At 38.3% G+C, this 12,300-nt stretch carries 10 protein-coding genes; 4 read left to right on the top strand and 6 right to left on the bottom strand.

What is annotated here, in order from left to right:
* Positions 1–2: 2 nt before the first annotated feature.
* Complete coding sequence (locus tag AC2117_RS04400) at positions 3–935, top strand: electron transfer flavoprotein subunit alpha/FixB family protein (protein WP_016137313.1); 933 nt, start codon at positions 3–5, stop codon at positions 933–935.
* Between the two features lie 366 nt (positions 936–1,301).
* Positions 1,302–4,019, top strand: coding sequence for a DNA gyrase subunit A (gene gyrA, locus AC2117_RS04405; RefSeq protein WP_133972183.1), 2,718 nt, complete (start codon positions 1,302–1,304; stop codon positions 4,017–4,019).
* Between the two features lie 44 nt (positions 4,020–4,063).
* Here gyrA and AC2117_RS04410 read toward each other — a convergent pair whose 3' ends face one another.
* Genes AC2117_RS04410 through AC2117_RS04425 form a run of 4 tightly spaced genes read right to left on the bottom strand, consistent with a single transcriptional unit; the run spans position 4,064 to position 8,913 of the window.
* A complete protein-coding gene (locus AC2117_RS04410; protein WP_133972185.1) occupies positions 4,064–5,161 on the bottom strand; it encodes an ABC transporter permease in 1,098 nt (365 codons plus the stop codon).
* On the bottom strand, positions 5,158–6,288 hold the full coding sequence (locus AC2117_RS04415) for an ABC transporter permease (RefSeq protein WP_197730985.1): 1,131 nt from the start codon (positions 6,286–6,288) through the stop codon (positions 5,158–5,160). The genes AC2117_RS04410 and AC2117_RS04415 overlap by 4 nt, the downstream gene beginning before the upstream one ends.
* A 3-nt stretch (positions 6,289–6,291) precedes the next feature.
* Entirely contained in the window at positions 6,292–7,413 is a 1,122-nt protein-coding gene (locus AC2117_RS04420; RefSeq protein ID WP_133972190.1) for an HlyD family secretion protein, read from the bottom strand.
* Positions 7,414–7,425: 12 nt separating this feature from the next.
* On the bottom strand, positions 7,426–8,913 hold the full coding sequence (locus AC2117_RS04425) for a TolC family protein (protein ID WP_133972192.1): 1,488 nt from the start codon (positions 8,911–8,913) through the stop codon (positions 7,426–7,428).
* 385 nt (positions 8,914–9,298) lie between these two features.
* Here AC2117_RS04425 and serC point away from each other — a divergent pair, with 385 nt between their 5' ends.
* Positions 9,299–10,378, top strand: coding sequence for a 3-phosphoserine/phosphohydroxythreonine transaminase (gene serC, locus AC2117_RS04430; protein WP_133972194.1), 1,080 nt, complete (start codon positions 9,299–9,301; stop codon positions 10,376–10,378).
* Positions 10,379–10,437: 59 nt separating this feature from the next.
* Here the strand turns inward: serC and AC2117_RS18835 are convergent, their stop codons facing one another.
* Positions 10,438–10,584, bottom strand: a complete 147-nt coding sequence (locus tag AC2117_RS18835; RefSeq protein WP_171061988.1) for a hypothetical protein — start codon at positions 10,582–10,584, stop codon at positions 10,438–10,440.
* Positions 10,585–10,617: 33 nt separating this feature from the next.
* On the bottom strand, positions 10,618–11,559 hold the full coding sequence (locus AC2117_RS04435; RefSeq protein WP_133972196.1) for a hypothetical protein: 942 nt from the start codon (positions 11,557–11,559) through the stop codon (positions 10,618–10,620).
* 245 nt (positions 11,560–11,804) lie between these two features.
* Here AC2117_RS04435 and AC2117_RS04440 point away from each other — a divergent pair, with 245 nt between their 5' ends.
* A complete protein-coding gene (locus AC2117_RS04440; protein WP_128814564.1) occupies positions 11,805–12,293 on the top strand; it encodes a YaiI/YqxD family protein in 489 nt (162 codons plus the stop codon).
* Positions 12,294–12,300 lie beyond the last annotated feature (7 nt).

The raw sequence follows: 12,300 nt of genomic DNA on the forward strand, positions 1-12,300 counted from the left end.
TCATGAGTATTTTAGTTATCGCTGATCACAACAACCAAGTACTTAACGGTGCTACTTTAAACGTTGTTGCTGCAGCACAAAAAATCGGTGGTGATATTACTGTATTAGTTGCTGGTTCTGGTGCTCAGGCAGTTGCTGATGCTGCTGCTAAAGTTGCTGGTGTAAGCAAGGTTTTACTTGCTGACAACGCAGCTTATGCAAACCAGTTAGCTGAAAACGTAGCTGCTTTAGTTGCTGATTTGGCTAAAGGTTACAAATACGTATTAGCTGCTTCTACAACAACTGGTAAGAACATTCTTCCACGTGTTGCTGCTCTTCTTGATGTAAGCATGATCACAGACATTATTTCTGTTGAATCTGCGAATACATTCAAGCGTCCGATTTACGCGGGTAACGCGATTGCGACTGTTCAATCTGACGAAGCAATCATTGTTGGTACAGTTCGTGGTACAGCATTTGATCCAGTAGCTGCTGAAGGTGGTTCTGCTGCGGTTGAAGCAGTAAGTGAAGCGAAAGATGCAGGTATTTCTAATTTTGTATCTGAAGAAATCGTGAAACTTGACCGTCCTGAATTGACAGCTGCTCGCATTGTTGTTTCTGGTGGTCGTGGTGTAGGTTCTGGTGAGAACTACCATAAAGTACTTGACCCATTAGCTGACAAGCTTGGTGCAGCACAAGGTGCTTCACGTGCGGCAGTTGATGCAGGCTTTGTACCTAACGACTTCCAGGTTGGACAAACTGGTAAGATCGTTGCACCTGACCTTTATGTTGCTGTAGGTATTTCTGGTGCGATCCAGCATTTAGCTGGTATGAAAGATTCTAAAGTTATTGTTGCAATCAACAAAGACGAAGAAGCGCCAATCAACAGTGTTGCTGACTACTGGTTAGTTGGTGATTTGAACACTGTAGTACCAGAGTTGGTATCTAAACTTTAATCCTTACTGGTTAAAGTCAAAAAACCCTTAGTTTTTACTAAGGGTTTTTTTATTGTAGAGATGGATGTTGAAGACTAAATTGGATTTGTTATCTCATTTTAGGTTTGATTTTTATAGAATAAAAATCACATAGTTTTAATAAGGTGAACCTATGCTCATTACAGCGATATGATAAGAATAATATGCAATTAAATTATACAAATATCACCAGATTGACCCTGTAGATTCAGTACATTCCAAAGCGCTTTTGTGCTATAGTATACAGCTATATTTTTTTCGACTTTAGTTCAGTTTTCGGAACTAAATTTTTTGCAAGATCAAGACATATAAGCAGATGGAAATTTCTATCTGTAAGAAGGAGTATGCATGAGCGTATCGGAAATCCGACCGATTGCCATTGAGGATGAACTCAAGCATTCATATTTAGATTACGCAATGAGTGTAATCGTATCTCGTGCATTGCCGGATGTGAGAGACGGTCTAAAACCTGTTCACCGTCGTGTGCTATTTGCCATGCACGAATTGGGCAATGACTATAACAAAGCCTACAAGAAATCTGCACGTGTTGTTGGGGACGTAATCGGTAAATATCACCCTCATGGTGACTCAGCTGTTTATGAAACCATTGTACGTATGGCTCAAGACTTTAGCTTACGTTATTTATTGGTAGATGGTCAGGGTAACTTCGGTTCGATTGATGGTGATAGCGCAGCTGCAATGCGTTATACCGAAGTCCGTATGACGAGACTGGCGCACGAACTTCTTGCAGATCTAGAAAAAGACACTGTTGACTGGGAAGATAACTACGACGGATCTGAGCGTATTCCTCAGGTGGTTCCGACACGTGTTCCAAACTTGTTAATTAATGGTGCTGCTGGTATTGCTGTTGGTATGGCAACCAACATGGCACCACACAACATGACAGAAGTTGTGAATGCATGTTTAGCCTATGCTGACAATCCAAATATCTCGATTGAAGGATTGATGGAATATATTACTGGTCCTGATTTTCCTACAGGCGGTATTATTTACGGTAAATCAGGTATTGTTGATGCTTACCGTACAGGTAAAGGCCGACTACACATTCGTGGTAAGTACCATTTCGAAGAAGATGAAAAGACGGGACGTACAACGATCGTCTTTACTGAAATTCCATATCAAGTCAACAAAGCAAGAGTGATTGAACGTATTGCCGAGCTGGTTAAAGAGAAAAAACTTGAAGGTATTTCAGAACTTCGTGATGAGTCTGATAAAGACGGTATGCGTATTGCGATTGATTTAAAGCGTGGTGAAAATGCTGAGATCGTTGTCAATAACCTGTTCTTAAATACACAGCTTGAAAACTCATTCAGCATCAATATGGTTTGCTTGGACAATGGCCAGCCAAAATTGATGAATCTGAAAGATATTATTGCGGCATTTATTCGTCACCGCCAAGAAGTAGTGACACGCCGTACCATGTTCGAATTGCGTAAAGCACGTGAACGTGGTCATATCTTGGAAGGCTTGACTGTTGCCTTAGCCAATATTGATGAAATTATCGAAACCATTAAAACTTCTGCTAACCCGGCTGAAGCGCGTGAGCGTTTACTTGCTGGTGAGTGGGCTGGTGGTGGCGTTGTTTCTTTACTAGAAAAAGCTGGTGCAATTTCTGTACGTCCAGATGAGATCGAAGGTGAGAACCCAGATCGTCCATTTGGCTTATCTGAAACGATTTACCGCTTATCTCCAACGCAAGTGGGTGCAATTCTAGAATTGCGTTTGCATCGTTTAACAGGTCTTGAACAAGACAAATTACATGCAGAATACACTGAAATTTTAGGTCAAATTGCAGAACTTACGGCAATCCTTAATGATTTCAATTTGTTGATGGCTGTAATTCGTGAAGAGTTAGCGCAAGTTTTACAACAATATGGCGATGCACGTCGTACTGACATTATCGAATCTCGTATTGATTTCAGCCGTGAAGATTTAATTCCGGAAGAACAAGTTGTACTAACAGTTTCACAAACAGGTTATGCAAAAACTCAACCGCTTTCAGACTATCAGGCTCAGCGCCGTGGTGGACGTGGTAAGTCTGCAACTTCAATGAAAGATGATGACTTTATTCAACATCTCATTGTAGCTTCAAACCATGCGACTGTGCTGTGCTTTACTAACGTAGGTAAAGTATACCGTCTTAGAGTGTTCGAAGTGCCTCAAGCATCGCGTGGTGCAAAAGGCCGTCCAATTGTGAACTTGTTGCCTTTAGATGCGAATGAAACAGTAACAGCGATCTTGCCGCTAACACAGTTCCTTGAAAACCATTACGTATTTATGGCGACAGCTTCGGGTACTGTAAAACGTGTTGATTTGGAACAGTTTGCTAATATTCGTTCAAATGGTTTACGTGCGATTGAACTCAATGAAGAGGATACCTTGATTGGTGTTGCGATTACTGATGGTAATCAGCAAATCATGTTGTTCTCAAATGAAGGTAAAGCAATCCGTTTTGCAGAAACTGATGTACGTGCAATGGGGCGTACAGCTAAAGGCGTTCGTGGTATGCGCGTTAGCATTGCAAGTAGCATGTTAACTGAAGAAGATGCAGACGCCGTTGAAAATGATGCATCAGATGATAATGAAGATTCAACAGATTTAAATGTAGTTAGCCGTATCGTTTCACTTGTAGTCGTGCCTGAAACAGGCGAAGTTCTGTGTGCAAGTGCGAATGGTTATGGTAAGCGTACGCCTGTAAATGACTTCCCTACCAAGAAACGGGGTGGTAAAGGCGTTATTGCAATTAAGACCAGTGAACGTAACGGTGAGCTTGTAGGTGCTGTTTCTATTGATGAAACTAAAGAACTACTGCTTATTTCTGATGGCGGTACTTTGGTTCGTACTCGTGCAGTAGAAATTGCAATGACTGGGCGTAATGCACAGGGTGTTCGTCTGATTCGTTTAAGTGAAAAAGAAACTTTAGTTGGTGTTGTATCAATTGCAGCCGTTGAAGATGAAGAAGAGTTTCTCGAAGGAGAAGTTGATGCTTCAGAATTAGATGGTGAAGAAGCAGTTTCTACGAATGACGATGCGTCAGAAGAATAAGTAGAACTTAAATAAAAAAGGAAGCGTAAGCTTCCTTTTTTATTTTATGAAGAAGATTTTTTAACAAGTCGATAATAAGCTAAGCACATTAATATTAATCCAGCTATCGCAAGAAATATCAATTTTGGTACAACCGTTGCTAAAGGAACACCCATCTGATTAAGTTGTACAAACATTTGTACGGCATGTGTAGAGGGTAAACACCAAGCAAACCATTGTAACCATTCAGGCATTGCTTGATGAGGCCATGCAGCACCAGTTAGTAAGAATAAAGGTACAGAGCTAAACACAATAATATGTCCGGCACGTTCTGGCATATCTAAAAGTGAACCAATCAACATGCCTAGCCCAATCACACAACCAATAAAAATAGGAACAGCAACTAGTAAACCCGTGAAGTTTCCACCGTGTGGATAATCATTGAACCACAAGGTAAAGCCAAAAAGATAAAAACAGCCTAAACAGCCAATGGTAAATATACTTGCAAAAATTCCAGCAAAGCGAGCACTTGTGATTTTTTGGTGCTGTTCACGGTAGCTTGCGATTAGCATCGCTAAACCTAACACAATAGTTTGATGGATAATTAAACCTGCAACAGCTGGAAAGATATAGCTTCCATAGCCTGAAAGCGGGTTAAATAGAGGCACTTGATGAATAGAAAGCGCTGGTTGGAAATGCGTACGTTGTCCAAATTTTTCAATATATTCTTTTAAGGTCGCTTCAATCGATGTTGCTAGACCTAAACCAATTTCTTTAGTTTTTAAAAAATTTGTTGTGCTTAGATATAAGCCAATTCCACCTGTTTCTCCTCGGCGTAAGCTCTGCGTTAAGTTGCTTGGTAAAAGCAAAATACCATCGGCTTTTTGTTCACGAACCATTTGTTCCGCTTGTAAAAAATTGCTTGTAACGGTAACAATATGAACATGCGGGCTATTTGCACTTTGGCCGATTAATTGAGAGGTTAATAGGCTTTGTTCTTCATCAACAATCACAATTGGAATTGATTCTGCACGCTCAGCTTTATAGGCGGTAGGATAAAAAAAGCTATAAAGAATGACCGATAAAATCAGAGTTGTGAAAACCGAGCTATTACTAACAATATCTTTAAATGTTTGCCCATAAGCCTTTAAAAACTCTTTCATGGAGTTGCTCCCCGAATTAATTTTTTAAGCAGCAGAGAGCTTAAAAAGAAGTAAATAAGGCAGTAACCCAGAAGTATTAAAAAAGGAATCATTGAAATGAAAAGTGGACTACCAATCACCCATTGTTCGGTTTGCAGCTTGGCATAAGGTGTATAGGGAATAATGAGTGACCAAAATTTAGTGAAAATCGGTGCATTATTTAAAGGCAAAGTAACGCCTGCAAAACTTAAAGATGAGCCACCATAGACGGCAATAAACCCAAAAGTTTTACTTAAATTTTTGGTCGCGAGAATAACTGTGCTGCTAATCAAAGCATAGGCAAAATAAAGTAGGAATTGTGCAACCAGCAATAAACTAAGAGAACCTGCTACGAACCAGCCACGGATTTCAACTAGCCAAAACATCCATAACCAGGTCCATACACAAAAAATAAGGCTATAGAGCAAATTTTTAGCCAATAAGCCTTGAATAAAATTTTCTCGGTTCACCCATTGAGTGAGTGTGTTACGTTTTAGTTCTTGTCCAATTGCAAAAGCAACACAGCAACATAGCAACAGATGCAATACGGCAGGAACCATAAATGGCTCTAAATAAAACTCATAGCTCATGCTGGGGTTATAGAGTGTTGATATTTTTACATGCGCCGTAGGTACGTCTAAATAGGGAATACTATTTGCAAGATAACTTTGACCTGCATAGTCTGCTAAAGCATTAAGTGTACTCACTAGCATTGCTGAAGAAATCGTATTCCCGACACTAAAAAAAGACTGGTTAAAAGCAATACTGATTTGAGCATCTTGTGCTTTCACAAAACGCTTTTCAGCACCGTCTGGAATGAAAACATAACCCCAGATTTTAGTTTCGTTCAGTAATTGTTCAGCTTCAGTTGAGCTTGCCGTAATCGTTTTAATATCTACCGTATGATTTAACGAAAGATACTTTTCAATATTGCGGCTGAGTTCACTTTGGTCCTGATCAATAATCGCAATCGGTAAGTGCTCAGCTTTACCTGCGTAAAACATGCTGCTAAACAAAAAAATGATAAAAGCAGGGATGAGTGTCACCATGCACAAATCCCATTTATTGCTTTTTAGATAGTTTAGTTCACGTAATATACTGGCAAACATGCGTTATTTTTCTTCTTTAATTTTAAATAGAACACTCATACCCACTTTTAAATCTTGCACTGGTTTTTCAGGCACAAGATGAAGTTTAAAGCTACGAATATCATAGCCTCCAGTTTGGCGAGTAGTTTTAATCGTGGCAAATTCACCTTCAGCATCAATATTTTTAATTTTAAAAGTCACATTCTGATTAAGTGCAGGAATAAAACCTTCAAGGGTTTTATCTTTATAAACAGAGGCATATTGATTTTCACCTACGTTTAAACTTACCCATAAATCATCATCTTCTAAAATGCTGACAACTGGCACGCCCATAGCCACTAACTCAGAAGGCTTACCATAAGTTTTTGAAACTGTGCCGGAAATAGGGGAAAGTAAACGTGTCTCTTCCTCTAGCGCTTTTGCTTCGCCTACAGCTGCTTTTGCAATTTCAACCTGTGCATCTGCCGTCGATTTTTGCTGGCTCGTACTGCCACGTTTTGCACGTGCATATTGTTGGTAAGAGGCCTCACTTAATTCTTGGGCAGAAGTTTGTGCCGCTAGCATTTCATCTCGTCTTTGACGTGAAATTACACCTTGTTTATATAAATTTTCACCACGTTGGTAAGTGGTTTTTGCAAGGTTTGCTTGTGCTTTCGTACTTTGCCAGTTGGCATAAAGAGTATCGATATTTTCCTGTTGAGAACCGCGGTCTACCGTAGATTGAAATGCTAAAGCTGATTGTAAGGTTGCCAAGGCTTGTTGCTTTTTAGCTTCTATTTCTGGGCTAACTAAACAAACAAGTGGCTGACCTTTTGAAATTTTCTGGCCTTCTTGTACATAAATTTCTTCAATACGACTTGGAACTTTCGTACTCACATGAATAGTTTCGGCTTCAACACGACCTTGTAGTTCAATAGGTTTCGGCTGATAACTTTTCCACAAACCAAAAATAATTAACCCTAATAGCGCAATAATGATCAGACCAATAATCAGTTTAAGTTTAGAGTTTTTAGATGGTTGAGAGTCACCTTTATTTATGTTTGATTCTGGCTTATCACTCGCTTGATCATTTTCTTGAGATTGATTCGTTTCTACCGTATCCGCAGCAAGAGAATCTTGTTCTGAATGAGATGATTCTTGATTCATTTTATGCTCCTATTAACGGATATAGTCGGTATGGGGTTGATTAACGTAAGCTTTGAACTGGTCAATTGAACCGTGACTTTGCAATAGAGTCGCGAGTGACATGACATATTTATAGGCATTTAAAGCCATTTCAGTTTTTAAAGCACTTAATGCATTTTGTGCATCAATCACTTGGGTTGCTGTACCCATTCCTTCACGGAAAGACAATTCTTGAATACGCAAGTTTTCTTGAGCGGCATTTAGATTTCTTTGTAAAAGCTGATGACTTTGCTGAGCAGAGTTGAGCTCGTTATATGACTTATTCAGAAGTGCCTCAATTTCTTGTTTTGTGCGTTCAGTCATAAGTTCAGAAGCATAACGTTTGAGTTCGGCAGCATGGATATTCTTATTTTTATCAACGCCTGAAAATAGGTTGTATTTTGCCATTACACCGACAATCCAGTTTTCATTTTCATCAAGAGCATATTCACCAAAGGCAAATAGACTTGGTTTTTTTGCGGCTTGTTGAGCTTGAATGTTTACATTGGCCAGTCGAGTATCCATCTGCATTTTTTGTACAAGGCTTGATTTTTGCGAATAACTGGTCAAAAGTGATTCTAAAGACTGGCTTGGAGTGTTATTTACAAATAATGGTGTACTTAAATTTATATTATTTTGTTGATGTAAAAGATTATTAAGACTAAAGCGACTGGCATTTAAGTTGGCTTGAGTATTTTGTAAAGTCCGTTCCGCATTATTACGAGCTACTTCAAACTGCATGCGTTGCCCTTTACTAATAAACCCTTGTTGTTCGAGTTTTAGTGCATTGCTGTAATGTTTTTGCATGGCATTAAAGTTGAATAAACTACTTGCTACCAGCTGCTGCTGTAATTGAACATTAAAATAACTTTGTACCACTTCAAACCGCTGTATATCTTGTTGTTGCTGACTTGAAAGTTCCGAACGCTGCGCTTGAATGTTGGCTATTTTTTTTGCACTGCTGGTTAAACCACCTGTATAGAGTGGCATAACGACCGAAATAGAAGGACGCACGACCTGATCTTCTACAGTCAGATTCGCATAATCGGGAAATCGATTTATACCATCATGGATAGTTTGATTTGCGCCTTCTTGAACTTGCCCCAGCACATCCGATGGAATGACATTGTTCCACTGCGAAAGTTTATCGTTGAATCCCTGACTTAAATCATTCTCAAGCTTTTGTTTAAAAGAGGCGAGGGGTACGTCTGTTTCGCTATGAAAGGCATATGCTCTAACATTTAAATCAACTCGAGGTAATCCGAGTCCTTTTACTGCTTCAGCTTCTAATTGAGATGCTTGCTGTAATGCTTGATTGGCTTGAGTACTATATGAACTTTTCAAAGCTTGCTGCTCTGCTTCAGCATAGCTTAAGCTTTGAGCATATAAATGATTTGTGCAAAAAAATCCTAAAGCCAAAGCAAGATGTTTTGGTTTAAATGAAAAGGGAAAAATAGACTGTCTATATCGATGTACTGGCATTTTAAATAACAATTTCTGGCATCCCTTATAGTTTAAATTTCTTGTTATTAAATTCAATTATCATCTTGTTTCTTATACATTTGTATAAAAACAAGATAGTTTAAGCTCCCTTTAATTCTTAAATATTATAAAGCCCATATTTTGTACTACATATCAAAGTATGTGAAATCATAATCACAAGTCAAGTTGATCTTTACTCAATGAAAATGTTTTAAACTGATAAAATCGCAAATAAAAGCAAAGAAATAAATACAACAATAATTGAAAAAATGATCCTAAATACAGCCCAGCATTGAAATATTTACTTGAGAAGCTGCTGCAAGCTTAAGCAATCTGTGGTTAAATGCCATTTTTATTGTGTTTGACTTTATACAAGGGAAAAATCATGCGCGCGTACAATTTCTGTGCTGGTCCTGCTGCATTACCTACTGCCGTTTTAGAAAAAGCTCAACAAGAAATGTTGGATTGGCATGGTAAAGGTCTATCCATCATGGAAATGAGTCATCGTAGTGCGGACTATGTTGCTATGGCTGAAAAAGCTGAAGCAGATTTACGCAAGTTAATGAATATTCCAGAAAACTATAAAGTACTGTTTTTACAAGGGGGAGCGTCATTACAATTTTCTGCGATTCCTTTAAACCTTTTAGGTAAGAACACTAAAGCTGATTATATTGATACGGGCATCTGGTCTGAAAAAGCGTTAAAAGAAGCAAAACGTTATGGCGACATTAATGTTGTAGAAGCTGGTATTAAAGTAGATGGTAAGTTCGCAATTTCTGAACAAAGTGAATGGAATTTATCTGACGATGCAGCCTATGTACATTATGCAGATAATGAAACGATTGGTGGATTACAGTTTGCAGGAATTCCTGATGTAAAAGCACCACTCGTTTGTGACTATTCATCAAGTATTTTATCTGCTCCATTAGATGTGACCAAGTTTGGTTTGATCTATGCTGGCGCACAAAAAAATATCGGTCCTGCTGGTTTAACAATTGTCATTATTCGTGATGACTTACTTGATCAAGCTAAACCAGAAATTCCAAGCATCTTAAAATATGGTGACCAAGCGAAAAATGGTTCTATGGTGAATACACCATCGACTTACGCTTGGTACTTGTCTGGCTTGGTATTTGAATGGTTGCTAGAGCAGGGTGGGGTAGATGCTATCCATAAAATTAACCTCGCAAAAGCTCACTCATTATATGGTTATATCGACTCAAGTGACTTCTACAATAACCCGATTGCAATTCCAAACCGTTCAATTATGAATGTACCATTTACTTTGGCAGACGAAGCTTTAGAAAAGCAATTCTTAAAAGAAGCCGAAGCAAACCATTTGTTAAATTTGGCAGGTCACCGTTCTGTCGGTGGTATGCGTGCAAGTATTTATAACGCGGTGCCTTTAGAAGGCGTACAGGCTTTAATTAGCTTTATGGATGATTTTGCAAAGCGTAATGGTTAAGTAAATCAAATAAATAAAGCCCTCAAATGAGGGCTTTATTTTTGAATAAATTTTATAAATTAAAAAGGCACTAAACCAAACTGGTGCATGAATATAGCTGCTAAAAACATACCCAATACAAAAAAGCAAAACGCACCAGTATCGACCTTTATGCGCAGGCTACTAGATTGAATGAGGCTGGTCGTTTGTTCGGGTATAATCTTCATTCAATAACCTAATTATTAAAATATTAGTGAAATTCAATTAGTTTCACCCTTTTTAGCACAAATAGTCGCCTGAATCCAGATATTACCGCGAATATATTCGCCAATATTAAAGTTTTTATACAAATCGTTTTTGGTTGCAATACGCACTAATATGGCAGGAAGATCATCTTCTAAAACCAAAGTAACATCATAAAGGGTATATTCTGCCCCCATAAATGTCATAGAAGTTTTGCCAACAATATTACCTTGGAACCATGCTTCATCTTCTTGACCAAGATTTTCACCATATAAATAAGCAACCATTTTAGAAAAATCAACGGTTACAGGTTCTTGATCTTCTGGAGTTTTTGGTTGCCATTCATTAATGAGTTCCTGTAAATTTTCAGGAGCAACACCATTATGTTCAGTCAAAATCGCATTTAATGCACGGTGATGTTTAATTGAGGCTGGGTCATCGACAACAATTTTTTCACCGGCTGGAACAGATTCTAATTCATAAGCCCATGCATTAAATTGGACTTGATAGTCTTGGGTTTTGTCATATTGACAATAATTAACGCTAAATAAATTATCAAATGCATAAACAGTTGTATTTTTATTTAGTCTTAAACTTAAAACTGCTTGTGTTGCAGAGTCACAAGTAATGATACGTTCAATTTTCGCATTATATTGATATGGACTTTCAAAACTTGGAAAGGCTGTTTTAAGTGCTCTAGGTTTCTGATTTTCAACCGCAATAATCTGATTGATTGTAACTTTTTGGTCTTGTGGGCCTTGAATCAACCAAAAAGATTGATCCATGTCTTCTTCATGTTCACATAAGCCCATTGGCATTACAGGCGCATCAAGTGCTAGTCCTAACCATTTTGGTACATCTGTTTCAGGATGGGACGTCAATAGATTCCAATGTTCGCCATGACTACCAAAATTTTGGTCATTTACTTTAATAATTTCTGGACTGTTTTGATTTTTCATAAGCACGATGCTGTTGGGTTCACATTACTTGTTATATTAAATCGAGGGTGTTTGCTATTTTTCAAGTCACCCTATGTAAATTCTCTTGTAAAAGCACATATTTAAACATTTAAAGACAGATATTCCTTCTATTTATAAAATAAAAGGTAGATCGAGCTCGTAAAAACGTAAACAGCAAATTAAAAATAAGTTTAATACTTATTACTATTCACCTTAGAAAAGCATCTGTTAGACTTATATTTTTAGTGGAAATAGAGAATAACTTGCTGCCATTTAAGCTATGGGTAGATGCAGACGCCTTACCAAGAATATTACGTGAAGTGATTTTGCGCGCATCAGATCGTTATCATTTAGAAGTCATCTTTGTTGCTAATCAAAATGTTGGGATTACGCCCTCAGTTCGCATCAAGTCCATACAGGTTTTAAGTGGTGCAGATCAGGCCGATAAAGAAATAGTTGATCGTATGATTGAAAATGACATTGTCATTACGCAAGATATTCCACTAGCAGCTCAAGTCATTGAAAAGGGTGGCGTTGCTATTCACCCCCGAGGTGAGGTCTATACAACTGCGAATGTTAAAGCGCGGTTACATCTCCGTGATTTCATGGATACGCTTCGTGGTGCAGGTGTACAGACTGGTGGGCCGCCGCCTATTTCCGAGCGGGATAAACGTGAATTTTCGAGTGCATTAGATCAAACAATTTTAAAGCAAAAACGTAAAACAGCTAAGTGAGCATCGC

It is taken from the genome of Acinetobacter calcoaceticus (assembly GCF_900520355.1).
Classification (GTDB): Bacteria; Pseudomonadota; Gammaproteobacteria; order Pseudomonadales; family Moraxellaceae; genus Acinetobacter; species Acinetobacter calcoaceticus_C.

Excerpts from the sequence above, each read along its gene's own strand:
- AC2117_RS04400 (WP_016137313.1), top strand. The coding sequence starts at position 3 with ATGAGTATTTTAGTTATCGCTGATCACAACAACCAAGTACTTAACGGT.
- gyrA (WP_133972183.1), top strand. The coding sequence starts at position 1,302 with ATGAGCGTATCGGAAATCCGACCGATTGCCATTGAGGATGAACTCAAG.
- AC2117_RS04410 (WP_133972185.1), bottom strand. The coding sequence starts at position 5,161 with ATGAAAGAGTTTTTAAAGGCTTATGGGCAAACATTTAAAGATATTGTT.
- AC2117_RS04415 (WP_197730985.1), bottom strand. The coding sequence starts at position 6,288 with ATGTTTGCCAGTATATTACGTGAACTAAACTATCTAAAAAGCAATAAA.
- AC2117_RS04420 (WP_133972190.1), bottom strand. The coding sequence starts at position 7,413 with ATGAATCAAGAATCATCTCATTCAGAACAAGATTCTCTTGCTGCGGAT.
- AC2117_RS04425 (WP_133972192.1), bottom strand. The coding sequence starts at position 8,913 with ATGCCAGTACATCGATATAGACAGTCTATTTTTCCCTTTTCATTTAAA.
- serC (WP_133972194.1), top strand. The coding sequence starts at position 9,299 with ATGCGCGCGTACAATTTCTGTGCTGGTCCTGCTGCATTACCTACTGCC.
- AC2117_RS18835 (WP_171061988.1), bottom strand. The coding sequence starts at position 10,584 with ATGAAGATTATACCCGAACAAACGACCAGCCTCATTCAATCTAGTAGC.
- AC2117_RS04435 (WP_133972196.1), bottom strand. The coding sequence starts at position 11,559 with ATGAAAAATCAAAACAGTCCAGAAATTATTAAAGTAAATGACCAAAAT.